Below are 26,998 nucleotides of genomic sequence, written 5' to 3'. Positions count from 1 at the left end.
TTATGTCCGCAAACTGATTTTCTGGCTATAGGCATGGAGCTTCGCGGCATACTCTTCGATCTTCTCCTCCAGGCGCGGGGAAGGCCCCGATACGCTCATGGCGCCCAGCAGGGAGCCGCCTCTGCGGAATACCGGTACGCCAACACATTTGATGCCGAACTCATGCTCCATATTGTCGATGCTATAGCCCCGTTTCCGGATCGCTTCCAGCTCGTCCAGCAGCGCCCCTCTTTCCGTGATCGTATTAGCCGTATGCTTGATCATACTCTGCTCGCTGATGGCTTTGATGGCTTGATCCGGCGGCAGGTAGGCAAGAATTGCCTTGCCGATAGACGTACAGTACATTTCCGCCGTTTCGCCGACCATTGAACGCGCGTTGAAGGAGTTGACCGGATACACCCCTTCCAGATACATGACGCGGGGACCTTTCGGAACCGCGAAATAGACCACTTCATTGATTTCCCCCGACAGCGCGCTCATTGGCGGATGAATCGCGTTATGCAGCCCCAGATTAGCATTGATAATATAGGAGAGCTCTAATATTTTCGTTCCCAGTCGATACTTTCCGGTCTCCGGGTTCCGCTCGATATAACCGCGCTGCTCGTAAGTTGAAATGATATTGTGCACGTTGCTTTTATACAGTCCGAGTCTTTCGCTGATTTCGGAGATTCCCAGCTCCGGCACCGCTATGGTGAAGCATTCTAAAATATCCAGCGATTTTTTCAACGTTTTGACCTTGGCTTCCTCCGTCATCCCTGCTCTTCCTTCCCCTCACCCATTTTTTCCAATTTGATCATTACCATAAACTTGTGTTCTTAATTATAGAACAACGTGCTTAGTTTTAGCAAATAAATCCGTAAAAACCTCAATAATAGCGTTTACATATGCAGCTTTCTCGTGCTAGAATGACCATGAATTAATTATATTTAGAATATTGTTCTAAATAATAGAACAAAAGAAAGGCGGTCGACATGCAGAACATCAGCAGCGGCATCTGGCCTACAATGGCAACTCCCTTCACGAAAGGCAACGAAATTGACTACTATGCCGTGGAAAAGCTGATCGAGTATTACAGCAAGTGCGGAGTTGACGGCATATTTGCCGTCTGCCAGTCCAGCGAGATGTTTCATCTCAGTCTGGAAGAGAAGCGGGAACTGACGAAGTTCATTGTTTCGAACGTGCCGGAGGGCATGCAAGTGATCGTGTCCGGTCATACGACGAGTCGGCTGGAGGATCAAGTGCGCGAGGCGGAGGCGATCATGAATTCCGGGGTAACCGCATACGTGGTGCTGCCTAACCGTTTTGCCGAACCGGATGAGCCGGACGAAGCGCTGATCGACAGAATGGAAGCGTTCTTATCGCGATTTCCGGACGTCCCGCTCGGGATGTACGAGTGCCCGTATCCGTATAAGCGGCTGCTGACGCCCAAGGTGCTGAGCGCCTGTCTGCAATCCGGACGCTTCGGGTTTATCAAGGATACCTGCTGCAATCTGGAACAGATCGCCGTCAAGCTGCGCATGATCGAAGGCTCAGGCATCAAGCTGTTCAACGCCAACAGCGCGACGCTGCTTGAGAGCCTTCGGCTGGGGGCGGACGGGTACAGCGGTGTCATGGCGAATTTTCATCCCGACTTGTATGTATGGCTGTATCGTCATTACCGTACCGAACCGGAAAGAGCCGAACGGCTGCAGCAGCTGCTCGGAGTTTGCTCAATGGCGGAATATCAGTATTATCCGGTGAATGCCAAATTCAGCCTGTCGCTGCAAGGAGTCCCAATGGAGATTGAAAGCAGGGTGCTGAACGGAGAGTTGTTCACCGAGTCCAAGCAGCTCGAAGTGATTCAGCTTAACGGTCTGGCCGGGATGGCCCGCGAAGCGCTGTCCGCCGCCACGCGCGGCTGAAAGGAAACTCGATACATTAAAAATGGGAGGTCTAAACGAATATGAAAAATTCCAAAAGTCGTGCAATGGTGATCGGATTGTGCATTGCGCTAATCATCGCCTTGCTGGCAGGCTGCTCGAGCCAAAAAGAAGAAGCAACCGGCAGCTCCGGTGCCAGCGCATCGCAGGAGACGTCTGACGGTATGGCGGACGGCGGCATGACGAATTTGACCGGGTATCCGATTACGAAGGAGCCGATCAAGCTTAAGGCCGTCGTCTCCTACAGCGCGCTGCGGCCTAACATGGATACAACGGAAATCTGGAAGTACGTGGCCGAGAAAACGAATATCGATCTTGAAGTCGAAGTGCTCAAGGATGCGGAGAAAGTCGATCTGATGTTTGCCAGCAACGATTTTCCCGATCTGATTCTCGGCGTTGGGATGAACGCCAATCAACTGACCTCCGCGGCCGAGGGAGGACAGTTCGTAGAGATCGAACCGCTGCTGGAGCAATACGCTCCGACATGGAGCAGCTTTATGAAGGAAAATAAGCTGGTTTATAACGGCTCGCTGGCTGCGGATGGCAAATTGTACGGCGTGCCGTACATCGATTTCGCGCCGTTCGATCGGAATTTGCGCGATCAATGGATCATTATGGAATCGTGGTTAAAAGAACTGAATCTAGAAATTCCAAAGACGACTGAAGAATTCAAAAATGTATTGCAGGCGATCAAGGACAACGCCGGCAAGGGCACCATTCCTAGCGATGTCATTCCTTACTACTTCCAGTTCGACGGTTATGTCGGAGGGCAGTTCGACATTTACGGCAGCTTCGGCGTCTATGTTACCAGCGCCGACTATCTCTACGTCGATAACGGCGTCGTGAAGGATCAGTCGACCAATCCTATGATCAAGGAGCCGCTCAAATATTTGCGCGATCTGTATCAGTCCGGTCTGATTCCGCCTGAAGTATTCACGGATGACGGGAATACGTATGTGTCCAAGATCAGCTCGCTGCCACCGCTCGTCGGCTCGTACCATTCGTACGCGAACCGGCAGCCCGAGCTGGGGACGGCCATGGGACCGATCGACAGCGGCAACGGCCAGAAGCCGTTCATTCGCAGTCAGGCTTATGTTGCAGGGCCGGCCAATACGGCCGTCATTACGAAGAAAAACAAATATCCGGCGGCAACCGTCCGTCTATTGGAAGCAATTGCGACCGATCTCGAGCTGGAGCTGACGGTCAGCCGGGGAGTAAAGGGCACATTATGGGATTACGACGCCGAAGGCAAGGCGTATCAGCTATTCTGGGAGGAAGCTCCGGACAAGATGGCGGAGAACAGCGGCAAGCTCGGATTGCACAATTCCTTCGTCGCGTTGAAGGATCAGTCGTTCTATGCCGACAAGTGGAAGGAGCTGTCCTACGACGTGAAAAATACCCGGGCTTGGGCTTATGAGCATGTGTATAAGGACGCTGTCCTGCCCAACGACATGGTCTACGTCGAGGGCGCTCTAGGAGCAGACGATGTGAGCTTGACGAACCAATACAGAACGGACCTGACCAACTATCGCAAGACGGTATTCGCCGACTTCATTACGGGCAGGCAAGACATTGACGCCGGATGGGACGCTTACGTGAAGCAGATGAATAAACTCGGACTCGAACAATTCGTAGAGCTTCGGCAGAAAGCGTACGATGTTATCGCGAAATAGAGGAAGGAGCTTGATCGGGTGAAACTTGCCGGAACCGCGCGAGAACGGGGAGCGCTCAAGCCGCTGCGCTTGAGAGTGTGGGACAATCGCCAGCTGTATCTCTTCCTGCTGCCGGCCATCGCGCTGGTGATCGCATTCAATTATTTGCCGATGTACGGCATCACAATCGCTTTCAAGGATTTCAAACCGCATCTCGGAATTATAGATAGCCCATGGGTCGGACTGAAACACTTCGATCGTTTCTTCTCCATGCCGATGTTTGAGGTCGTTCTGAAAAATACGCTGTTGATCAGCTTCTACGTGCTGATAGCCGGTTTTCCGCTGCCCGTACTGTTAGCGCTCGCACTCAACAGCACGACGAATCAACGCATGAAGAAGCTCGTGCAGACGATCACGTACGCGCCGCATTTCATTTCAATCGTCGTCGTAGTCGGCATGGTGAACATTTTCTTTTCGCCGTCCATGGGCATCGTACGCAATCTGCTGGATATGCTGGGAGTGCACGAGGGCAATCTCGGGGTGCTGATGAACGCCTCCAGTTTCCCGCATTTGTATGTCTGGAGCGGAGTCTGGCAGGGGCTGGGCTGGAGCAGCATCATCTATCTCGGGGCGCTGTCCGCCGTCGATCAGTCGATGCACGAAGCGGCGATCATCGACGGGGCCAGCAAGTTTCAGCGCGTTATGCGGATCGATCTGCCTTCGATTCTGCCGACGATCGTTATCCTGCTTATTCTGGAGTCGGGTACGATTATGAATGTGGGCTTCGAGAAGGCGTTTCTGATGCAGAATTCGTTCAACATCAGCACCAGCGAAATTATTAACACCTACGTATACAAAATCGGCATCAAGGAAGGACAGTATAGTCTTTCCGCAGCGATCGGCCTGTTCAACTCCGGCATTAACTTCATTATGATTCTGGTCGTCAACCAGATCAGCAAGAGACTGGGCCAGGAATCGCTATGGTAGGGGGGACGACGATGCGGCAGTCTATCAGAGCGAACAGAGGGGACCGGCTATACGATGCGGTCAATTACACGATTTTGACGCTGCTTTTGCTCGCGGTTGCATATCCGCTATATTTTGTAATCATCGCCTCGTTCAGCGATCCGAAGCTGGTGGCAAGCGGCAAGGTGCTGTTCTGGCCTCGCAGCCTTGATATTAAAGGGTATATCGAAGTGCTGAATTATGCGCCGATCTGGACGGGATATCGGAACACGCTGATCTATACGACGCTGTTCACGGCATTGTCGGTCATGACGAGCCTGCTCGCGGGATATGCCTTGTCCCGCAAGCCGTTCCCGGGCAAGACGCTCGTTACCGCATTTTTGCTGTTCACGATGTTTTTTAACGGAGGACTCATCCCCACCTATTTGCTGATGAAGGAAATCGGTCTTTACGGAAATCCGCTCGTCATCGTTCTATTGGGGGCCGTCAACGTAACTAACATTATTATCAGCCGGACGTTCATCAAGTCGACAATTCCGGACGAGCTGTTCGAGGCAGCGAGTATGGATGGCTGCTCTCACTTTTCGTTTTTCTTCCGCATCGCGCTGCCGGTGTCGAAGGCGCTCATTGCCGTGCTGGTGCTGTTCGCTGCCGTAAGCCAGTGGAATTCGTGGTTCAACGCGATGATCTACTTGCGGGATCAGCAGTTGATGCCGCTGCAGATGGTGCTGCGCGATTTGATCGTCAGCCAGTCTGCGATGAGCATGGCCTCGGATAGCGCGGATATGGGCGGAGACGCGGCCGCGCAGATTTATCTGGTCGAAGCGATGCGCTATGCGGTTATCATTGTCTCGACATTGCCGATCATGTGCGTCTATCCGTTCGTGCAGAAATATTTTGTCAAAGGCGTTATGATTGGATCCGTCAAAGGATGAGGAGGGTTCTTCTATGAAAGGTTATTCCGGTTGGAGCTATCGGCCCTATCGGCCCTATGATCAATATGATAAACGTAACCTGCCGTATATTTGCCGGATAGCGCCGGATGAGAAGACGATCGAGCTCGAATGGTTCGATGCGGGGGATAGCGGCACCCATCTGCTGCACTGGCGCAAATTCCGTACGAACGATCCTTTCGAGGTGAAAGAGCTGGATGGTTCAGTCTATATCATCGAGGCGCTGGAGTCGGAGTGCGACTACGAATTTTTTGTAGCCCGCGCAAGCGGGGCGGGCGCAAGCGAGGTCCGTCTGGCACGGACCGGCAAGCCGGTCGGAACGGTTGTCAACTATTTGCACCCGGAGGACGAAATCTATGCTTTCTCCGGCCGAAGCCTGTGCAGTCCGTCGCTTGTCAAGCTGCCGTCAGGCGCTCTGCTGGCTTCGATGGACGTCTTTGCGGGCAAGGCGCCGCAAAATCTGACGCTGATATTTCGCTCCGACGACGGAGGCCAAAGCTGGCGGTATGTGACTGAACTGATGCCCTGCTTCTGGGGCAAGCTGTTCGTACATCGCGGCGAGCTGTACATGCTTGCCAATTCAACCGAGTACGGCGACCTGCTGATCGGCCGAACGGCCGATGAAGGACTGACCTGGAGCTCGCCCGTCACAATCATGACCGGTGCGGGGAGCTGGATGGGCAGAGGACCGCACAAGGCGCCGATGCAGGTAGTCGAGTTGGACAATCGGTTGTACACGGGGATCGATTACGGGTCGTGGTCGAGCGGAGGGCACAGCAACGCCCTGCTGTCGATTGACGCCGATGCCGATCTGATGGATGCGGGCAACTGGCAGTGTACAGGATTTCTCCCTTACGATCCGGCATGGGAGAATGCGGCTCCCGGAGCTGCCGTCGGCGGCGGGCTGGAGGGCAACGCCGTTGTAGGACCCGACGGGGACATCTACAACGTACTGCGCTACACAATGAAAGGCTACGGCAAAGCGCTCGTGCTGAAGGGCAACAAGGACCGGCCAGAAGAATCGCTTCAGTTTCATGGTTTCGCCGACTTCAACGGAGGCAGCAACTGCAAGTTCGAGCTGCTGTACGACGAGCCTTCCGGCCTCTACTGGGCGATCGCCAACGAAGTGGTGGACGAGCGGACGCCCCATCAGAGAAATGTGCTGTCGCTCTCGGTCTCCAAGGATTTGCAGAGCTTCCGCTTGGTCAAGCGTATGCTGGACTACCGTCATGAAAACCCGGACGATGTCGGTTTTCAATATGTCAGCATGCTGATTGACGGCGAAGATCTGCTTTACTTGTGCCGCACCGCGATCAACCAGGCGAAAAACATGCATGACGCCAATTATTCGACCTTCCATCGGATCGAACGGTTCAGGCAATACGCGGTCGAAGAGTAGAAAGCGCCCGATCCTTGGAGGATTCGAGCGGCAGGAATAAGCAAACCCGTCGGACATTAACGTGCCGACGGGTTTTGTCAGGTTTATGCCGCCACATCGCGCTTAGTGAACAGCGTCCACGCGACGATCTGGAAGACGACGTAATAGGCGGCGAGCATCGTGATCGAGAAGCCGAGCGTCATCTCCGGTCGAATCGGAGAATTGCCGGGCAAATACTGAGAGAGCTCGGTATTGGCGAACAGCAAGTATTTCGACCACTCATAACGGCTCAGCAGCATCGTCACGGTATTGCCGACGAGCATGAACAGCAGCGAGAAGGCGATCGCCATCGATGAGCTGCGGAATGCCGAGGAGATCATAAAGGCAAGCGTGACATACATCAGCAGCGAGACGACGGCGTAGCCGTATTTTTGCAGGGCGTTGACGATCATGGAGTTTTCGTGCACGAGACCGTCCGCGCCGACGGACAGATGCGGATGGGCCAGCCCGTCAAAGCCTTGCAGCGCGGCTCCGGCCGCGAACGCAACCACAAATGCAAGAATGAGCAGCAACAGGGCGAACATCATCGTAGAGATGTACTTGCCCAGCATAATCTTCGAGCGCGACGCCGGGCCCACAAGGAGCAGCTTGATCGTCCCCCATGTAAACTCGGCGGCGATCATGTCGGCCGCAACGATGACAGTTAGAATTGTGATCAGTAGGATGAGGGAGGCCGAGCTGTTGACATAATCCCAGAGAGACAGAGCATAGGGATTCATGTCGTGGGCCAGATAATATTCATTGATCTTGAATTTGTCCGTTATAAACTCCTTGTAATCGGAGTCCATATTTTTGTCCTCAGCCAACTGTTTCTGGTACTGAACGTTCTGCTGAGTCAGACTCTGCTGCCAGTTGTCCGGGCTGCTGCGGCTATCGTCCCATTTCATCAATCCGCTCATCAGCCCTATCGCGAGCACAAGGAAGCCGATCATCAACCAGGTACGGGGACGGCGGTAAATTTTCATATTTTCGTTCCGTATCAAATTCCCCAGACTAGACAACCATCTCACCTCCGGTAATCTCTATGAACTGATCCTCCAGCGAACGCTGAGCGGCATGAATGCCGTAGACGTCCAAGCCGGCTTTCACCAGCAGCCGCGCCACATCCGGGATGAGGCTGCGGTCGGCCGTAATCTCGATCCGATCTCCGATAAGTTCGACGCCTTGGTGATTAAACGCTCCGGACAGCAGCCGGTGGGCGGATTCGATGTCGCTTGATTCGATGACAATCTTGGTCTGAACCGAGTTCTTCGCCTCTTGCAGGGAGCGGACATCAATCAGCTTGCCGCCTTGAATGATCGCCACCCGGTCGCACATCAGCTCCATCTCCGACAGCAGATGAGAGGAGACGATAACGGATAGTCCTTCCTCCTGGCTCAGCTTGCGCAAGTAATCGCGAAGCTCGCGAATGCCTGCCGGATCGAGACCGTTCGTCGGCTCGTCGAGAATGAGCACGGACGGCTTGTGTAGAATGGCTTGAGCCACGCCAAGACGTTGACGCATGCCCAAGGAATAACGCTTTACTTTCTCGTGGATGCGATTTTGCAGGCCGAGCAACTGAACGACTTCGTCGATCCGCTGCTTGGTGACGCCGGAGTGGCGCCGCGCGAAGTGCACGAGATTCTGGTAACCGGTCAGAAATTTGTACATTTCCGGATTTTCAACGATTGCTCCGATATGAGTCATGGCTTGCTCGAACTGCTTGCGAACGGACACGCCTTTAACGGTAATTTCGCCTTTCGTCATCGAGATCAGGCCGACAATCATGCGGATTGTCGTCGTTTTGCCCGCGCCGTTCGGTCCGAGAAACCCGAACACTTCACCGGCGGGAATATCGAACGACAGATCGTTTACGATTGTCCGTCTGCCGATGGTTTTCGTTACGTTGCGAAGCTGCAGGACGGCTTCATTCATCCTCATTCAATCCTCCTCAAAGTATTGCGCATGAATTGAAGTATACCGGGCGTGACCGAGTCGAAAAATGGCCTCCGGATGAGTCCGAAGCCCGTACTTTAGTCGGGGGCGACACTCGCCGGAAAGAGAGGGGACTGCTGGCACCCGTGGAAATGATTCAATCGATTTCATGAAAGTTTAAGGTTTCTATGTAACAATTCATATTCGAGCATCGTATATTAGGGGTCTAGCAGAACAAAGAGAGATATAGACCAAATAGACTCAAACAAGCAGGAGAAGGAGAGAGGTTGTATGAGCAAGTGGCGTCGTTGGCACAAGATTGTCGCCGTATCGGCCGCGCTGCTGATCGTCCTGGCGGGCGTCGGCTATGCGAACCGGGGAGCCTTATCGGCGATCGGGTATGATATTTTTTTGTCGGATAAAGTAGAATCGAGCTTTGCGAATTCGTATCAACCGTTAACCAATCGTCCGGTCGTCGAAAAACCGGTAGTCGAGGAGCCGTTCAGCATGCTGCTGATGGGCGTAGACGCGAGGGCGAAGGAACGCGGTCGCTCGGATACGCTGATCTATACGGTCGTGCGACCGGGAGACGGCAACGTTCTTATGGTTTCTATTCCGCGCGACACGTATGCCGATATTGTAGGCAGGGATTCAAAGGATAAAATCACGCATGCTTACGCATTCGGCGGAGCGGAAATGGCAGTGAACAGCGTCGAGAAGTTGCTGGATGCGAAGATCGACCACTACGCTTCCATTAATTTTCAAGGCTTCGTGAAGGTTGTCGATACGCTTGGCGGCATCCACCTGCCCATCGGCAAAGATATTGTTAATAAAGGCGCCGATCATGAGAAGTTTACGGTCAAGGCGAACAAGGACAACTATTCGGGAGTCGAGGCGTTGAACTATGTCCGCTATCGCGAGGACGCCGGCGGGGATATGGCTCGCACTTCGCGCAACCGCGTGTTCCTGGAGGAATTGATTAGCAAGGCTTCGTCGCTGCAGCAATGGAACAAAATCCCGGAGGTTCTGGACATTGTCGGCGACAACTTCCAGACCGATCTGCCGCCGTCTTCCATGAACGAGTTAGCCAAGAAGTTTCTGCAAGCCGGCCATGAGATCCAAAGCTACACGCTCAAAGGCGAAGGCAAACGAATGGGATCGCAGAACCTGTGGTATTTCGTCGGAGACGAGGACGATCTGGCCGCGGTGCGCGAGACGATCGCGTCGTGGCTCGATCCGAGTACGCCGGAAAGCGGACTGACCGTTCCGGATCAGGAGAATGCGGAGTCCGCCTCCGCTTCTCCCGACCGTTCGCTGTAATCGGACAAAAAGCGTCAAGTGACATGGTGACGCATCGGCTTGCCGTGATATAATGATAATACCGTGCTTGGAATTCGCGGGTCTTTCGTTACTGCGAAGGAGGAAATTATGAATATCGCGTTTTTTTTACTGCCTAAGCAAGAGGTTGTGAGCGTCAGCGAAGAGGCGACATTGCGCCAAACGCTGGAGCGAATGGAACGTCATCGTTACACGGCCGTCCCCGTCATCAGCGAGAAGGGCGAGTATAAGGCGACGGTTACCGAAGGGGATTTGCTCTGGTATTTGAAGGCGAATCCGGATTTGAGCTTCGATCAGCTCCATCGCGTACCGCTCGGCGAAGTGCCGCTTAGATTGAACAATTTGCCTGTCCGCATCGACGCGAATATGGTGGATCTGATTTCTTTGGCGAAGACGCAGAACTTCGTCCCGGTCGTGGACGATATGAATCACTTTATCGGCATCGTGCGCCGCAGCGACATTATCGACTATACCGAGAAGTTGCTGACTGCCGCGACGCATGAAAAAAGTTTGATAAGGGAAGCCTAGGAAAATATTGGACAACGCGGAGGAACGATGACGAACAGTCGGCGCAAATCACGAAATCGCAGGATTTTTCCAATTATGATCTCAGTTTTGGCTCTTTTTATCGCAGGCGGCATCTGGGCCGCTTCCGCCCTGCTCAAGGACGGAAGCGACGCGGGGCCGTCTGTTTCCCCTTCCGCCACAAAAGGCGGAACCGCCTCAAGCTCTTCGACGGAGTCTGGCAACGGCTCTGCGAGTCCGTCCGCTTCTCAGCCGGCAGAAGAAGCTGCGGGAGAGATCGATACGCCGACCTCCTCCGAGCTGGAGCAGACCTACGATATTGTGATCGAGAACGGGCGCGTGATCAATCCCGAGACGAAGCTGGATCGTGAAGGTCTGAACGTAGCCGTGCAGGACGGCCGGATCATGCTCGTTACGGACCAGAAGCTGAAGGGCGAACGGGTCATCGATGCGACAGGACTTGTCGTCGCGCCGGGCTTTATCGACAATCTGTCCTACGATCCGAACCCGGTCGGGGTCTGGAACAAGATCGCCGACGGCGTAACGGCGAACATCGCCATGCACGGCGGAACCGCCAGCCCGGAGAAGTGGTATCCCTACTATGAGAGGGACAAGCCTCCCGTGCATTTCGGGGCGTCGTTCTTCTACACCCAAGCGCGCAATCAGTTCAAGCTGAGCCGTTACGATACGGCCAAGCCGGAGCAGACGCAGAAGCTTGTAGACCAAGCGGAGCGCGCGCTGAATAACGGCGTGCTCGGTATTTCGTTCAGCCTCGAGTACGTGCCGGGCGTTAACGACAAGGAAATCTTGCCGTTGATGAAGCTGGCGCATGAGTATAACGTTCCGGTTTATTTTCACGCCAGATATTCGGACATGGAAGAGCCGGGCACGAACATCGACGCGCTTAACGAACTGATCGGCTATGCCCGCGCCTCGGGGGCTGCTGTACATATCGATCATATCAACAGCACCGGCGGCACGTTCTCGATGCAGCAATCGCTGAAGATGGTGGAGGACGCGATCGCGGAGGGGCTGGATATTACCTCCTGCATCTATCCTTACGATTACTGGGGAACGTACTTGAATTCGGCACGGTTCGACGAGGGCTGGCAGGAACGCTTCCGCATTTCCTATGAGGATCTGCAGATCGCCGGCACGGAGGAGCGGCTGACGAAGGAGACGTTCCGCAAGTACCAGAAGGAAGGCAAGCTGGCGGTCGCTTACGCCATTCCGAAGCAGGACGTCATCGACTCGCTCAAGGCTCCGTATGTCATGATCGGCAGCGACGCGATTCTGGAGCCGGGCTTTAACAACCATCCGCGCGCGTCCGGCACGTTCGCCAGAACGGTCGGCCTTTACGTTCGCGAGCAGCAGGTCATCTCGCTGTCGGACGCGATCGCCAAGATGTCCCTTCTGCCCGCGCAGCGGCTGGAGAAGCAGGCGCCCGCCTTGAAGAAGAAAGGGCGCATCGCTAAGGGAATGGACGCCGACATCGTGGTGTTCGACTACGACAAGATCAGCGACCAATCGACGGTAGCCAAGCCGGAGATCGTATCCGCCGGCATCGAGTATGTGCTGGTTAACGGCCAGGTAGCGCTGGATCAGGATGGAATTAATAAGAAAATCCGCGTCGGCCAGCCGATCAAGAGCGAATTCGTACGGGTGAAGAGCGGCGGACCTGCCCTCGTCTGGGACGAGAGCAAGCTGACGTTGCTGGAATATCGCGACTCCAATTATGTGGATGTAGAGGCCTTGAAGGAACAGGGCTATTCCGTTCAGTGGGACAAGACCGGTCGTTCGGGTTCGGTCGCGTCGGGGACGGACTCGGGCAACGCGGATGTGCCCGCGCCTGCCGTCGGAGAGTTGATTCTGGAGCGGGGTCATCAGCTCGCATGGGAGGATGGCAGTCGCACCGAGTTGCTGTCCGTCGGAGAGCGGAATTATTTACCGCTGTCGGCTCTAGAGGCTCATGGCTGGCAATTGACGAAGGACGGACAAACGTACAAGCTTGCGAAGGCCTAAAGTTCCAAGCTATAGCGGAAATATCGAGAACCCGGTTGCGTTCGCCGCACCCGGGTTCTCTGTCTATTGCTTGCCGGAGGAAGCGGGAGTTATGATATAATGGAATTTGCAGCTTTCCGGACTTATGCACCCAGGTACAGTCGAAGAGCATAGGAGGAATAGCGATGGAACGAGATCTGGACGTAGCAACTCGAACACGCATGATCGAATGGCTGAAGACCGAAGTCGTAGACCAAATGTCCCGTTTGTTTAAGGGAATGTGGGATGGGAGCACGTCACGGGTCATAGATGGTCTGGCCGGGCTGATCGCCAGCTCTTACATTTTGGGCCGAAGACTCGGCATTCCTTATCGGGATCTGGATAACGCCATTGCGGACAAGCTTGCCCGATTGAGACAGGAAGGACACCAGCTGGAGGATCAATACAAGGATTTGTCCGAGCTGTCCGAACATATCCGCAAGAGGTGAATCGTTTGAAGATAAGCTGGAAGTCGCTGGCATGGAGTGCAGCGGCCGCAATGCTGTTGCTGACTTTGGCAACGCCTTTAGGTTTTTTTACCGTATTTCTCATCATGACGCCCTTCGTCGTTTTATATACGATGTTGGATTTGAAATCGTTCGTCCTACACCTTGTTCCGATTGGAGCCGCCGTTTTCTTATTGTCGGGGGAATTGGAACCGTGGGTAATTACGTTAGCGTTATTGCTCCTCGTTCCGGCAGCCGCAATGGGACATCTGTACAAGCGGGCAAGGTCGGCCAAAGCCGCGGTGACGGCAGCGTTTGTTCTTATTCTTGGTCAGCTGTTGCTTGAGCTCGTCCTGCTTACCGTGATGTTCGATATCGATATCAAGGCTCAATTGACTTCGATGATAACAACATATTTCCAACAACTCGAGCCGGCAGGTCTGATCGAGTCGGGCTGGGTCGCGGAGTCGGCAACCGAATTCAGCAACCTGATCCGATCGATGATAGCGGCGAACCTGGGGATGGGTCATCTGAGCGAGACGGGATGGGCCGCCGAGGTGGCAGCTGCGAGTAGCAGCCTGATCATGTCGGCCCTTCCTATGCTGCTGTTCTTCGTGACCTTCTTTCTAGCCGTAATTGCGCATGCATTATCGCGACTTGCGCTGCGCAGCGTGTCGTTCGACGCGCCGGCGCTGCCCCAAGCTAAGACATGGAAGCTTCCGAAGAGCCTTGTGCTGTACTTCGCCATCGCGATCATTGCGGTCAGTGCGATGTCGGAGGAATCCAGCGGCTATTGGTGGATCGCCTCCATAAACCTGATTCCGATTTTGGAATTTGCGTTCGTGGCCCAGACGATCGGTTTCGTCTTCTTCCTATCGGACCTCAAGAAATGGCCGAGGGCGATTTCTCTGTTGCTGTGTGTGCCAGTGCTGTTAATTCCTCACGCGTTTATCATCGGGCTGTTGGACACGGCGTTTCCTATAAGGAAATATTTTGAGAAATAGGTTCGTCGAATGGGCAGGCCCGCAAGGGCTGTTCATCCGATAAACATTAGGACGGGAGCGGAGCGGATATGCCCAAGTTTCTCGTGCAGCGCTGGCATGGCATGCATATTGTCTGGGCGCTGGTGCTGATATTCATGATGACCGTCGTTCTCGCCTGGTATCAGTGGCTTCTTGGCTTACTGGGGCTAATGCTGGGCGGGATCGTCGCCGTATATGGAATCATGGCGGAGAAGGCTTTTCGGAAGGATCTGGACGACTACGTGCTTACGCTGTCCTATCGGATCAAGAGCGTAGGCAACGACGTGATCAGCCATCTTCCCATCGGCATCGTGATCTTTGACGAGGACAACGAAATACAATGGCATAACGGATTTATCTCAACGGTTGTCGGAAAATCGTCCATCGTCGGGGAGTCGCTGCACACGAGCTTTCCCGTGCTGCAGCCGGCGGGCAAGGATAAGGAGCCGGGGAATGAGATTACGATCAACGGGCGAGTATACGAGCTTCAGCTGAAAATGAGCGAACGGGTGCTGTACGTCGTGGACATCACCGATCGTTCAACGTTGAAGAAGCGGTACGAGGAAGAGAAGCTGGCGCTTGGCATCGTCATGATGGACAATCTCGAAGAGGTTGCCCAAGGCATGGATGAACAGCAGCGAGCGCTTATGCTATCCAAGGTAACCGGCGAGATCAACGAATGGGCGCTGAAATACGGCTTGCTGCTGCGCCGTCTGTCCTCGGATCGCTATATGGTCATTACGAAGCAGGGAACCTTGAAGGCGTTGGAGCAGTCCCGGTTTGAGCTTCTGGATGACGTGAGAGAGATCACGATCGAGCAGAAGCTGCCAATGACGCTGAGCATCGGTTTCGCATCCGGGTCGGACGACGTGAACGAGCTCGGACATCTCGTTCAGGGCAGCTTGGATATCGCTCTCGGAAGAGGCGGCGATCAGGCGGTCGTCAAGTTCGGACAGCGTCAGAGCTTCTACGGCGGCAAGAGCAATGCGGTGGAGAAACGGACCAGGGTCCGGGCTCGAGTCATCGCTCATGCGCTGCGAGATCTGATGAAGGAAAGCGACAACATCATCGTCATGGGCCACAAGCAGCCGGATATGGATGCGATCGGCGCGGCGATCGGGGTGCTCAAGGCGGCGCAGCTGTACGGCAGAGAAGCCTACATCGTGCTTGAGGGCGTCAATCCTTCGATTCAGCGAATGATGGACATGTTGAAGGAAGACGAGAAGCTGACGAAGAGGTTCGTCTCTCCGGAACAGGCCCTTAACCTGATCAGCAAACGCTCGCTTGCCGTCGTCGTGGATACTCATCGCGCGACGATGGTTGCGGAGCCCCGGCTGCTGCAGGCGACGGAGCGTATCGTCATCGTCGACCATCATCGGCGCAGCGAGGAGTTTATCGACGACGCCGTGCTTGTCTACATGGAGCCTTACGCCTCGTCTACGTGCGAGCTGGTTACCGAGCTGCTGCAGTATATCCACGAACGCGTCGTACTCGACATGCGGGAGGCCACGGCTCTGCTGGCGGGCATCACGGTCGACACGAAGAGCTTCGCTTTCCGCACGGGCTCGCGCACGTTCGAGGCCGCTTCCTTCCTCCGTCGCAACGGCGCCGATTCGGCGCTCATTCAGCGGATGCTGAAGGAGGACCTGGACGAATACATTCGCAAAGCGGAGCTGATTCGCCACGCGGAGACGTTCCGCAACTGCATCGCGATCGCGGCGGCCGATTCCGGCAAGCAAGTGCCGCAGCTGTTAATCGCGCAAGCGGCGGATACGCTGCTCAATATGACGGGGATCAAGGCTTCCTTCGTCATCGGGACGAGGCCGGACGGGCTCGTCGGCATCAGCGCCCGGTCTTTGGGACAGATCAACGTTCAAATCGTTATGGAGCGACTGGGCGGCGGCGGCCATTTCACCAATGCCGCCGCGCAGATGCAGGGCACGATTTCGGAAGTCGCCGGCAAGCTTAAGCAAGTGTTAGAAGAACTTGAAAAGGAAGAGGGGTTATTCGAATGAAGGTTATTTTCTTACAGGACGTGAAGGGTCAAGGAAAGAAAGGCGAGATCAAAGAGGTGTCGGAAGGCTATGCGCGCAACTTCCTGCTGCCGAAGGGCGTCGTTCAGATCGCTACCGAAGGCGCCAAGAAGACGTTGAACCAGCAAGTAGCATCGGCGCAGAAGAAGAAGGACAACGAGAAGAAGGAAGCTCAGGAGCTGGCTGCGCGCTTAAGCGAGTTGACTCTTGTGATTAAGGCGAAGGCGGGAGAGGGCGGTCGTTTGTTCGGCGCCATCACGAGCAAGCAAATCTCGGAAGCGCTGGAGCAGCAGAAGATATCCGTCGACAAACGGAAAATCGAACTTGAAGAGCCGATTCGGGCGCTTGGCGTAACGAAAGTCACTGTGAAACTGTATCCGGACGTAAAGGGCACATTAAGCGTACAAGTTGTGGAGGAATGATTCGATGAACGGAAACATGGAGGAGCAAATGCTGTACGACCGCGTGCCGCCGCAGAACCTGGAAGCGGAACAGGCCGTGCTCGGCGCAATTTTGTTGGAAACCGAAGCTCTGGTCGCCTCCATGGAACGCCTGAAGTCGGAGGATTTCTACAGTGTCGCTCATCAGCGCATCTTCGATGTCATGGTGTCTCTGAACGACGACAATGAACCGATTGACCTCATCACATTAGCTTCCCGGCTTCAAGATCTCGGACAGATGGAAGAGGTCGGGGGAATTATTTATTTGACCAAGCTCGCCAACGCGGTTCCCACGGCGGCGAATGTGGAATACTATGCAACGATCGTCGAGGAGAAATCGCTTCTTAGGCGTCTGATTCGTACGGCGACGCAGATCGTCTCTAACGGCTACGCGACGGAAGACGACGTAAGCGTGCTGCTGAACGATGCCGAGGCGCGGATTATGGAGCTTTCGAACCGGCGCTCTTCCACCGGATTCATCAGTATTCGCGACGTGCTAATGGAAGTATTCGAGCGCGTCGAGTTTCTGTTTAACAACCGGGGGGGCGTAACCGGCATTCCATCTGGTTTCGTCGATCTTGATCGGATGACCGCCGGATTTCAACCGAACGACTTGATTATCGTCGCCGCCCGTCCGTCCGTAGGGAAAACGGCCTTCGCGCTGAACGTTGCGCAGAACGTCGCCGTTCGAGCTTCGGAGACGGTGGCGATCTTCAGTCTCGAGATGTCCGCCGCCCAGCTGGTGCAGCGGATTATCTGCGCCGAATCCAACGTAGACGCTCAACGAATGAGAACGGGCCACCTGGAAGGCGACGACTGGGAGAAGCTGTCGATGGCCATCGGCGCCTTATCGGAGGCGCAGATCTATATCGACGATACGCCGGGCATTACCGTATCCGACATTCGGGCCAAGTGTCGGCGTCTGAAGAAAGAGAAAGGCCTCGGCATGATTCTGATCGACTACTTGCAGCTCATTCAGGGCCGCGGCAAAGCCGGAGAGAACCGTCAGCAGGAAGTCTCGGAGATTTCCCGTACGCTCAAGCAGATCGCCCGCGAGCTGGAAGTTCCGGTCATCGCGCTGTCTCAGCTCTCCCGGGGCGTTGAGCAGCGACAGGACAAACGTCCGATGATGTCCGACCTTCGGGAATCGGGTTCGATCGAGCAAGATGCCGATATCGTCGCGTTCTTGTATCGAGACGATTATTACGACAAGGAATCCGAAAAGAAAAACATTATCGAGATCATTATCGCCAAACAGCGGAACGGTCCGGTCGGAACGGTCGAGCTGGTATTCCTGAAGAACTTCAATAAGTTCGTCAGCTTGGACCGATCTCATGCAGAAGCCTATGCCGGAAGCGCATAAATGAATTTATTAAGAGCGAATTCCGAACATTAATATGGACGTGTGCGGCATTGTTCGTTTTTGCGTTGACTTCCCCCGGCGCAGTTGATAAACTATTCATGCTGCCTGATCGCGCTCAGCGATTGTCGGGCGGCATTATCATGCCGATGCGCAAGCAACGCATTCGGATGGAGGGATTGCATTGTCAACAGTCGTTGTCGTTGGTACGCAATGGGGAGACGAGGGTAAAGGAAAGATTACCGACTATTTGGCCGAGAAGGCCGACGTCGTCGCCCGTTATCAAGGCGGGAATAACGCCGGGCATACTATCCTTATAGATAACAAGAAGTACAAGTTAACAATGGTTCCATCCGGCATATTCAATCAGAACAAGCTCTGCGTGATCGGAAACGGAATGGTTATCAATCCGGGAGCTCTCATTGAAGAAATTCAATACATCCAAGACAACGGATTTTCCACCGATAATTTGAAGATTAGCGACCGCGCTCACGTCATCATGCCCTACCACCTGGTGCTCGACGCCCTGGAGGAGGACCGCAAAGCGGCCAACAAAATCGGCACGACGCGCAAAGGCATCGGTCCTTGCTATATGGATAAAGCAGCTCGCAACGGCATTCGCATCGCCGATCTGATGGTGCCGGAAGCTTTCGCGGAGAAGGCTCGCGCTATTATTGCGGATAAGAATCAAGTCATTACCCAAATGTACAGCGGAGAAGCTCTTGATGCGGACAGTATCGTCAATGAGTACTTAGAGTTGGCCGAGAAGCTTCGCCCATACGTCACCGATACGTCGGTCGTCTTAAACGACGCGATCGACGCCGGTAAGAAGGTACTATTCGAGGGCGCTCAGGGCGTCATGCTCGACATCGACCAAGGAACGTATCCGTACGTGACCAGCTCGAATCCTTCCGCTGGCGGCGTGTGCATCGGCTCCGGCGTCGGACCTTCCAAGATCAGGGAAGTGATCGGCGTAGCCAAAGCATACACGACGCGTGTCGGAGACGGTCCGTTCCCGACGGAGCTGGATAACGAGATCGGCCAATGGATTCGCGACAAAGGACACGAATACGGCACTGTAACGGGACGTCCGCGCCGCGTCGGCTGGTTCGACTCAGTTGTCGTCCGTCACGCTCGTCGCGTCAGCGGCATCACCGGACTCAGCCTGAACTCGCTGGACGTTCTGACCGGGCTGGATACCGTCAAAATCTGCACGGCTTACAAGTTCCGTGGAGAGTTGATGGAGCACTACCCCGCCAACCTCAAGCTGCTGGAAGAGTGCGAGGCGGTATACGAGGAGCTTCCGGGCTGGCACGAGGATATCTCCGGAGCGAAGCAGATCAGCGATCTGCCGGAGACGACTCAGCGCTTCATCGAGCGCATTACCGAGCTGACCGGCATTCCGATCGCCATCTTCTCGGTTGGCCGCAACCGCGAGCAGACGAACCAGGTGGCCAAGATTTACGGCGAGTAAATTGTTAGGGGAGAACCTCAGATCCTATTAAGGATCTGGGGTTTTTTCTCTTGGATGACCATGCGCTAAAGCGGAAAATCCACCTTATTTTCGCGAAACCAGCAATTTTGAGGAAAATAGAGCGGATTATCCGGTTTAAATTCGGGAAAATCAATTTTTCTACCGTATAAAGCGGAAAACCCGCCTTAATTATCCCGAATCTGCCCGGCAGCCGAAATTAAAGCCGCAGATCTGCTTTAATGGCAAAACAGATCAAACTGGGCATTTAACGTGAAAAGAGGAGGCTCCCCCATGATTAAAGGGAATCTCCTCCTCTCGTATACGGCGGCTGCTCTTACCGCAGTAAGCCTGATCAACTCTCCTCTTCCCGCGGAACCAAGTCGAAAATCTCTCCAGATTCCAGCACATCGATAAAACGATCCAACCACCGATAATATTGCAGGGCATGCGCCATTTTCGCCATATCGTATTCAATCAGCTGTCCCAGCTTCTCATTGTCCAGATTTTGCTCGCGCAGCTTGCGCAGCTCCGTCATCGATTTGTTCAAAGCCGACATGTTCATCTCCATCGACTTGCGCCACTTGATCGAGAAGTAATCGACAAAATTCTGATGCCAATCCTCTTCGACCTCATATAGATCTTTCCTCGAGCCTTTGCCCCAAATCTTGCTGATCATCTTCAGATCGACAAGGGTGCGCATTCCCGTGCTTATGCTTGTCTTGCTGAGACCCATCTCTTCGCCCATCTCATCCAGCGTAACGGCGCCCTCGTGAAAATACATCATGCCGTACAAATGGCCGATCGACGTAGTCACCCCATATAAGTCCATATTGTTGCCGATGGAATCCACGACGCGTCGGCGCGATTTCTCTATCATCTTAATCTGCTCTTCCGATAGTCCTTCGAAAGTCGCCATGCCTTACACTCCTATCCCCCGACTCTCCGCGAGCGGTCGATGATGCCTGACTTCTATTGTAGAAAAGAGTCGATCGTAAGTAAAGAATGCGATCCGGGAGGATGTTTAAGGAAATGGGAGCATACAGTAAATAAAGTGTGTAAAGTTAAAACTGTACGTACTATACGGAGGCATATCCGTTTTGACCCCTCCAAGACCGGACGTCTACACTTGTATAAGCGGCTGTATGAGAAAGATGAGAATAATAAGCGTAAGCGGAAAGGGGGACATGCGGTGAATTCGATTATAGAAGTTCAAGCCTTGACCAAAGTGTTCGGAAGCGACCCGAAACGGGCGATTCGGCTGTTGGATCAAGGGTGGACCAAAGAGAGAATCGCCAAAGAGACCAAGCTCACGGTCGGAGTGAACCGAGTGAGCTTCACGATTGAACGCGGCGAAATTTTCGTCATTATGGGACTGTCCGGAAGCGGAAAATCGACGTTGGTGCGCTTGCTCAACCGTCTGATCGAACCGACCTCGGGAAAAGTGCTCATCAACGGGACGGACATCGTGCAGTTGAACGCGGAGCAGCTTCGCCAGGTGCGGCGCAAGACGATCGGGATGGTGTTCCAGAAGTTTGCCTTGTTTCCTCATCGCACGGTTCAGGAGAACGTGGAATATGGATTGGAGATTCAGGGCGTACCTAAAGAACAGCGACGGCAAAAGGCGCAGGAGACGTTAAAGCTCGTCGGCCTGGCAGGCTGGGAGCAGAAGCGTCCGGATGAGCTGAGCGGAGGTATGCAGCAGCGCGTGGGTCTGGCAAGAGGCTTGGCGAACGATCCGGAGGTTCTTCTCATGGATGAAGCGTTCAGCGCGCTCGATCCTCTCATTCGCAAAGAAATGCAGGATGAGCTGGTGGAACTGCAAGCATCGATGAAAAAGACGATTATTTTCATCACGCACGATCTGGACGAGGCGCTGCGCATCGGAGACCGGATCGCGCTCATGAAGGACGGAGCGGTCGTACAGGTCGGTACGCCGGAGCAGATTTTGACCGATCCGGCCAATGAATACGTGGAGCGCTTCGTCGAAGATGTCGACTTATCCAAGGTGCTGACGGCTTCCAACGTCATGGTGCGCGCCGAGACGATCGCTCCTGATCGCGGCCCCAGGGTGGCGCTGCAGCTTATGCGCGACCGGGGTATCTCGAACCTGTACGTGGTCGACAAGGGCCGCCGACTGATCGGAGCCGTAACGGCCGAGGCTTCGGCAGAAGCGGTGAAGACAGGCAGGGGCTTGGAGGATATTCTCGTACGCGAAGTAACGACAGTCGGACCGGACGTTCATCTCAGCGAATTGTTCGATACCGTCAGCGTAGCGAAAATCCCGGTTGCCGTCGTCGACGACACAGGGAGACTGCTCGGCATTATTATTCGAGGAGCGGTTCTAGCCGCACTGAGCGGCAACGGGGATCGGACGGGAGCGGGTGATTCGACGTGATGATACAACGTTTAATGGCGCTCGATCTGCCGAAAATCCCCATCGGCAAGTGGGTAGAGGCGATCGAGTCCTGGCTGGAGGGGAATGCCGGGCCGGTGTTCAAAGGCATCAAGTCGTTTATCGGATTTACCGTAAACGGCTTGGCAGACGGGTTTAACGCGGTTCCCCCACTGCTGTTGATTGTGCTGTTTACTGCGCTGGCGTTTTGGATAGGTCGAACGAAAATTGCCGTATTTACGCTGCTCGGCCTCTATCTCGTCTACAACCTGGGCTACTGGGAGAACACGATGGAGACGCTGGCGCTGGTATTGACCGCATCGGTCATCTCCGTCGTGATCGGAATTCCGCTGGGCATCGCTTGCGCCCGGAGCGATCGGGTGCAGAAGATCGTCACGCCGGTGCTCGACTTCATGCAGACGATGCCGGCCTTCGTCTATCTGCTGCCCGCTGTCGCCTTTTTCTCCCTTGGCGTCGTACCGGGCGTAATCGCCTCCGTTATTTTCGGCATTCCGCCGACGATTCGCTTGACGAATTTGGGTATTCGCCAAGTGCCTGCCGATCTGGTCGAAGCAGCCGACGCTTTCGGCTCCACGCCGATGCAGAAGCTGTTCAAGCTTCAATTGCCGATCGCCGCACCGACTATTATGGCGGGCGTCAACCAGACGATTATGCTGTCGTTGTCGATGGTCGTCATCGCTTCGATGATCGGAGCGCAGGGCGTCGGGGCGGACGTGTATCGCGCTGTAACTCAGGCCAAGACGGGAGTCGGTTTTGAAGCGGGCTTGGCCGTAGTCGTGCTTGCGATCATTCTTGATCGGATCACGCAAAATTTAGTTAAGAATAAAAGAAAAGGATCGTGATGAATTTGAAGAAAAGCGTAAATCTGTTGTTGGCAGCCGTACTGGTCTTCGCGCTTGTGCTTGCAGGATGCTCCAAGGAGAACAATGAGAGCGGAGCTTCAAGCGGAGCGTCGGGTTCCCCGGCGAAAAATAAAGAGATTACGCTCGCCTATGTGGCTTGGGATTCCGAAATTGCCAGCACGAACGTCGTGAAGGAAGTGCTGCAGAGCAAGCTGGGCTACAAGGTGAACATGCTGCAGGTCGACGCGGGTCCGATGTATCTGGGCATCGCGGACGGCAGCGCCGACGCTATGGTGGCGGCTTGGCTGCCGAGCACGCACGGGGAGAACTACTACGAGCCGAACAAAGACAAGTTCGAGGACCTCGGGGTTAACCTCGACGGCACCAAGGTCGGGCTGACCGTTCCTTCCTATATGGACATCTCCTCGATCGAGGATTTGAACGGCGACATCGCTAAATCGCTGAACTATACGATTACCGGCATCGAGCCGGGGGCAGGCATCATGACGGCGACGAGCAAGGCAATCGAGGAATACGAGCTGAAGGATTGGAAGCTGCTTGAGAGCTCGTCGGCCGCGATGGCGAAGGTGCTTCAGGAAGCGTACGCCAAGCAGGAGCCGATCATCGTCACGGGATGGACGCCTCACTGGATGTTCGCGGAGATGGACCTGAAATATTTGGACGATCCGAAGAACGTGTACGGCGGAGACGAGCAGATTCATACGCTTGTACGGTTGGGTCTCAAGGATGACCAACCCGATGCTTACAAGTTCCTGGATCAGTTCGAGTGGACGCCGGCCGATATGGAAGCGGTCATGGTCGATATCTTTAACGGCACGAGCGAAGAAGATGCGGCCAAAAAATGGATCGAAGCTAACGCGGACAAAGTGAACAAGTGGATTGACGGGATCTAACCATATCGCGAGAAGAGGAACGGTTGGGAAGCGAATGCTCTCCGATCGTTCCTCTTTGCTGTGTACGGCAATGTGGATGCAAGTCTTGAGACCAACCTGGGCTCCGCCTGCAGTCCAGCAGCAAATCCCTTCCCAGGACCATGTCGCGCCGCATGAAAAGAACTTACAATCATATCCAGATGGTTCCAGCATGAAGGAACGCAGCTCGGGATAAAATTTGGAGGAGTGGTAAGGGCGCATGAAATTTTTCACGAATTTTTCGTTAAGAAACCCCGTGGCGATCGTACTGATGATTATACTGGTAACGGTCGGGGGAGTTTATTCTACGCTGCAATTCAAGCAGGAGCAGCAGCCGGAGATCGCGTTTCCGGGCATTGCGGTGTCGGCCGTCTATCCGGGAGCGGCCCCGAACGAAGTATTGGATCAAGTCACTCGGCCTCTTGAGCAGGTGCTGCGGAACGTTGAGGGAGTGAAGAACGTATCCTCCCAATCAGCTAACAGCGTGGCTGTGCTTCAGCTCGAATTCAGTTTTAACGACGATATGAAGAAGCAGGAAGAGGTCAAGCAAGCCATCGGCGACGTTCGTCTGCCGGAGGACGTGCAGAAGCCCGAGGTACTGTACTTCTCCACGACGAACCAACCGATTATGTATACGACGTTGTCCGCCATGGAGGGCGTGTCCCAGGAGGAGCTGGCCGGCTTCGTGAAAAGCTCCGTCATCCCCGATCTGCAAGCAATCGAAGGGATCAGCGAGGTACAGACGGCCGGCTTGAAGGACGAGGGGGTATATCTTCGGCTGGATGCGAAGAAAATGACGGAGAAAGGCATCGTCTACGAGCAAGTCGTCGGCATGCTGCAGGCTAACAATCTGAGCGTTCCGCTGGGGGAAGCGACGCTGGCGGATAATCGTCTTCCCGTCTTCGTGCAGGGGGATCTTCGAACGGTGGAGCAGCTGAAGAGCTGGAGCCTGACGCCGGACGGCTCCGTCAAGTTGGTCGACATCGCTCAGATCGAACAGGGCAAAGACCAGAGCATAATCAGTCTGACGAACGGAAGCCCGAGCGTATCCCTCAATATCGTTAAATCGGGCGATGCAAACACTGTAGAGGTAGCCAACAAAGTTCTGAAGGTGTATGAGGAAGCGGAGAAAGCCGGTCAAGCAAAATCGCTGGTCATGTACAACCGCGCTACCGACGTGAAGGAATCGGTGAACACGCTTGCCCGAGAGGGTGCGCTGGGAGCATTGTTCGCGTCGATCCTGATCCTGTTCTTCCTGCGGAACATTCGCGCGACGCTGATCGCCATCGTGTCCATTCCGCTGTCCATGCTGATCGCGATGATCTGTCTCAAGACGTTCACCGACGTGACGCTGAACATCATGACGCTTGGCGGATTGGCTGTGGCTACGGGACGGGTCGTCGACGACAGCATCGTCGTCATCGAGAATATCGTACGGCGAATTCGCGGAGAGAAGGTCGACAAGGAGCTGATCTTGTCCGCCACTTCCGAGGTGGGCCGAGCGATTACCTCTTCGACGCTGACTACGGTTGCCGTATTCGCTCCGCTCGGTTTGCTTCAGGGGATGGTCGGCGGTTATTTCCGGCCGTTCGCTTTGACGGTGGGCTTCGCTCTGCTCTCCTCGCTCTTGGTGGCGCTGACGGTCGTTCCCCTTATGGCTTGGGTGTTGATGAGACGCAAGGCTCCGAAGGAAGCGAAGGAGTCGGCGATGAGCCGGGGCTACAAAAAGGCGCTGCGTTGGTCGCTCGGCCACAAGACGCTGGTGATCTCCGTCTCCTTGCTGCTGTTCGTCGGCAGCCTGGTTCCGATTTTCGCAGGCAAGGTCGGCGTCGTGCTGCTGCCTCAATCGGATTACAAGTATATGTTCGCTACCCTCTCTATGCCTAAGGGAACGGCTCTGCAGGCCGTCAAGCAGGAAGCCGAACGTATGGACGTTCTGATCCGGGAGCATTCGGATGTGGAAAATTCGAGTTTGACGGTCGGGGGCGGTCTGATAAGCGGCGACAACGAAAATCAGGCCGACTGGTTTATCGGATTGCGTTCGGAGGCCGACCTGGATCAGTTTGTGGAAGAGATCGACGCCCAAATCGCGCTGCCCGAAGGGGCCAAGTTCGACCTGATTAAGGATGATATGGGCGGCGGAGGAAGAGTGGCAATCGATGTGACCGGCGCATCCGCAGAGGCTGTACGCGAGGGGACGGAGCAAATTACTGCGGCCGTCGCAGGAATTCAGGGGATTGAGGACGCGGAAAACAATCTGCAGGACGGAACGAAGGGCATCGCCGTACAAGTCCGACAGCAGGATGCATCTAAATACGGTTTATCGGCCCTGCAGGCCTCGATGCTCCTTCGTCCTTTTTTGACGGAAGCCAAGGTTGGAAGAATCGGCAGTAAAAATGAGTCTAAAGACCTATACGTCTCTCTGAACGGAGCGGCAATCTCATCCCAGAGCGATATCGGCGATTTGGCGCTGAACACGCCTGTCGGCGAGCAGATTCGGGTTCGCGATATTGCCGACGTCCGAGAGACGCAGCTGCCAAGCGCGCTGCAGCTTAAAAACGGCGCGGAGTACGCGACGGTTACGGCAACGATTGCAGACAAGAACGTCAGCAAGGTCAATGCGGATTTACAGCAGGCTCTGGAGAAGCTGAAGCTTCCCGCCGGAGTATCCTATTCCTTGGGCGGAAGCAGCGAAGAGATCGGCCAGATGATGAGCGATATGCTCATGGCCATGCTGGTAGCCGTAGGAATGGTCTATGTGGTGATGGTCGTCGCATTCCGCGAAGGCCGGGCGCCTCTAGCGGTGCTGTTCTCGCTGCCGTTCGCCTTGATTGGAGGGCTGTTCGGCGTCCTCGCTAGCGGAGAACCGCTATCCGTATCGAGCATGATCGGTTTCCTGATGCTGATCGGCATCGTCGTCACGAATGCGATTGTCTTAATTGAACGCGTCCAGCAGCAGATCGAGCACGGGCTTGCCATTCGCGAGGCGCTGATCGAAGCGGGCGGCACAAGACTCCGTCCGATTCTGATGACAGCGATCGCGACGATCTGTGCGCTGATTCCACTGGCGATCGGCATGGGCGGAGGCAGCATCATATCCAGCGGTCTCGCGGTCGTTGTGATCGGCGGCTTGACGAGCTCGACGCTGCTTACGCTGGTCGTCGTGCCGGTCATGTATGAGCTTCTGTATTACAAGCGTTCCCGCAAGCAGCACCGCGCAGCCGGCGCGGGCTTGGCGGATGCGGCAGCTTAGAAATACAGGCTGTTATCTATCCGTACGTACAATAAGGT

At 54.8% G+C, this 26,998-nt stretch carries 22 protein-coding genes; 18 read left to right on the top strand and 4 right to left on the bottom strand.

Translation table 11 applies throughout. The features are described from left to right. Entirely contained in the window at positions 1–753 is a 753-nt protein-coding gene (locus DFP98_RS12630) for an IclR family transcriptional regulator (protein WP_116060946.1), read from the bottom strand. Between the two features lie 218 nt (positions 754–971). On the opposite strand from DFP98_RS12630, the gene DFP98_RS12625 reads away from it, so the two are divergent. Genes DFP98_RS12625 through DFP98_RS12605 form a run of 5 tightly spaced genes read left to right on the top strand, consistent with a single transcriptional unit; the run spans position 972 to position 6,889 of the window. Beyond that, a complete protein-coding gene (locus DFP98_RS12625; protein WP_116060945.1) occupies positions 972–1,901 on the top strand; it encodes a dihydrodipicolinate synthase family protein in 930 nt (309 codons plus the stop codon). A 41-nt stretch (positions 1,902–1,942) separates the two neighbouring features. After that, the gene (locus DFP98_RS12620; RefSeq protein WP_116060944.1) at positions 1,943–3,592 is read left to right on the top strand and encodes a type 2 periplasmic-binding domain-containing protein; all 1,650 of its coding nucleotides are present in this window, start codon (positions 1,943–1,945) and stop codon (positions 3,590–3,592) included. Between the two features lie 18 nt (positions 3,593–3,610). Next, the gene (locus DFP98_RS12615; RefSeq protein ID WP_116060943.1) at positions 3,611–4,558 is read left to right on the top strand and encodes an ABC transporter permease; all 948 of its coding nucleotides are present in this window, start codon (positions 3,611–3,613) and stop codon (positions 4,556–4,558) included. Between the two features lie 11 nt (positions 4,559–4,569). After that, a complete protein-coding gene (locus DFP98_RS12610; protein ID WP_246016509.1) occupies positions 4,570–5,472 on the top strand; it encodes a carbohydrate ABC transporter permease in 903 nt (300 codons plus the stop codon). A gap of 13 nt (positions 5,473–5,485) precedes the next feature. Further along, positions 5,486–6,889 (top strand): sialidase family protein, encoded by a 1,404-nt coding sequence (locus DFP98_RS12605; protein WP_116060941.1) that lies wholly within the window; start codon positions 5,486–5,488, stop codon positions 6,887–6,889. Between the two features lie 83 nt (positions 6,890–6,972). On the opposite strand, the gene DFP98_RS39035 is transcribed toward DFP98_RS12605, so the two are convergent. Next, positions 6,973–7,929, bottom strand: a complete 957-nt coding sequence (locus DFP98_RS39035; protein WP_181917657.1) for an ABC transporter permease — start codon at positions 7,927–7,929, stop codon at positions 6,973–6,975. Then, positions 7,922–8,848 carry an ABC transporter ATP-binding protein gene (locus DFP98_RS39030; RefSeq protein ID WP_425455532.1) on the bottom strand — a complete coding sequence of 309 codons (927 nt, stop codon included), beginning with the start codon at positions 8,846–8,848 and terminating at the stop codon, positions 7,922–7,924. Before DFP98_RS39030 ends, DFP98_RS39035 begins: the two co-directional genes overlap by 8 nt. 285 nt (positions 8,849–9,133) lie before the next feature. Between DFP98_RS39030 and DFP98_RS12595 the strand changes: the two genes are divergently transcribed. From DFP98_RS12595 to DFP98_RS12555, 9 genes are all read left to right on the top strand, one after another. After that, entirely contained in the window at positions 9,134–10,162 is a 1,029-nt protein-coding gene (locus tag DFP98_RS12595) for an LCP family protein (RefSeq protein WP_116060940.1), read from the top strand. Between the two features lie 108 nt (positions 10,163–10,270). Beyond that, a complete protein-coding gene (locus tag DFP98_RS12590; protein WP_116060939.1) occupies positions 10,271–10,708 on the top strand; it encodes a CBS domain-containing protein in 438 nt (145 codons plus the stop codon). A 75-nt stretch (positions 10,709–10,783) separates the two neighbouring features. Beyond that, positions 10,784–12,727, top strand: a complete 1,944-nt coding sequence (locus DFP98_RS12585; protein WP_246016508.1) for an amidohydrolase family protein — start codon at positions 10,784–10,786, stop codon at positions 12,725–12,727. Between the two features lie 164 nt (positions 12,728–12,891). Then, positions 12,892–13,194 (top strand): MazG-like family protein, encoded by a 303-nt coding sequence (locus DFP98_RS12580; RefSeq protein ID WP_116060937.1) that lies wholly within the window; start codon positions 12,892–12,894, stop codon positions 13,192–13,194. 5 nt (positions 13,195–13,199) lie between these two features. Next, a complete protein-coding gene (locus DFP98_RS12575; protein ID WP_116060936.1) occupies positions 13,200–14,195 on the top strand; it encodes a DUF2232 domain-containing protein in 996 nt (331 codons plus the stop codon). Between the two features lie 68 nt (positions 14,196–14,263). After that, positions 14,264–16,228, top strand: coding sequence for a DHH family phosphoesterase (locus DFP98_RS12570; protein WP_116060935.1), 1,965 nt, complete (start codon positions 14,264–14,266; stop codon positions 16,226–16,228). Further along, positions 16,225–16,668, top strand: a complete 444-nt coding sequence (gene rplI, locus DFP98_RS12565; protein WP_116060934.1) for a 50S ribosomal protein L9 — start codon at positions 16,225–16,227, stop codon at positions 16,666–16,668. Before DFP98_RS12570 ends, rplI begins: the two co-directional genes overlap by 4 nt. Positions 16,669–16,672: 4 nt before the next feature. Further along, a complete protein-coding gene (gene dnaB / locus DFP98_RS12560; protein WP_371822810.1) occupies positions 16,673–18,049 on the top strand; it encodes a replicative DNA helicase in 1,377 nt (458 codons plus the stop codon). A gap of 181 nt (positions 18,050–18,230) precedes the next feature. Continuing rightward, positions 18,231–19,520: an adenylosuccinate synthase gene (locus DFP98_RS12555; protein WP_116060933.1), complete on the top strand. Its 1,290-nt coding sequence runs from the start codon at positions 18,231–18,233 to the stop codon at positions 19,518–19,520. A gap of 352 nt (positions 19,521–19,872) precedes the next feature. Here DFP98_RS12555 and DFP98_RS12550 read toward each other — a convergent pair whose 3' ends face one another. Then, complete coding sequence (locus tag DFP98_RS12550; protein WP_116060932.1) at positions 19,873–20,436, bottom strand: GbsR/MarR family transcriptional regulator; 564 nt, start codon at positions 20,434–20,436, stop codon at positions 19,873–19,875. Between the two features lie 282 nt (positions 20,437–20,718). On the opposite strand from DFP98_RS12550, the gene proV reads away from it, so the two are divergent. The 4 genes from proV (at position 20,719) to DFP98_RS12530 (ending at position 26,960) form a co-directional block, all read left to right on the top strand. Further along, positions 20,719–21,915 carry a glycine betaine/L-proline ABC transporter ATP-binding protein ProV gene (gene proV / locus DFP98_RS12545; RefSeq protein ID WP_425455533.1) on the top strand — a complete coding sequence of 399 codons (1,197 nt, stop codon included), beginning with the start codon at positions 20,719–20,721 and terminating at the stop codon, positions 21,913–21,915. Continuing rightward, complete coding sequence (locus tag DFP98_RS12540; RefSeq protein ID WP_220377089.1) at positions 21,915–22,775, top strand: ABC transporter permease; 861 nt, start codon at positions 21,915–21,917, stop codon at positions 22,773–22,775. The genes proV and DFP98_RS12540 overlap by 1 nt, the downstream gene beginning before the upstream one ends. Next, positions 22,775–23,689 (top strand): glycine betaine ABC transporter substrate-binding protein, encoded by a 915-nt coding sequence (locus DFP98_RS12535; RefSeq protein WP_116060929.1) that lies wholly within the window; start codon positions 22,775–22,777, stop codon positions 23,687–23,689. Before DFP98_RS12540 ends, DFP98_RS12535 begins: the two co-directional genes overlap by 1 nt. Before the next feature lie 238 nt (positions 23,690–23,927). Then, a complete protein-coding gene (locus DFP98_RS12530; RefSeq protein WP_116060928.1) occupies positions 23,928–26,960 on the top strand; it encodes an efflux RND transporter permease subunit in 3,033 nt (1,010 codons plus the stop codon). The last annotated feature ends 38 nt before the right edge of the window (positions 26,961–26,998 follow it).

Origin of the sequence: Cohnella phaseoli, from assembly GCF_003386235.1 — a bacterium.
GTDB lineage: Bacteria > Bacillota > Bacilli > Paenibacillales > Paenibacillaceae > Cohnella > Cohnella phaseoli.
The sequence above is the reverse complement of the archived record's forward strand: the minus strand, read 5'-3'. Positions and strand labels throughout refer to the sequence as shown.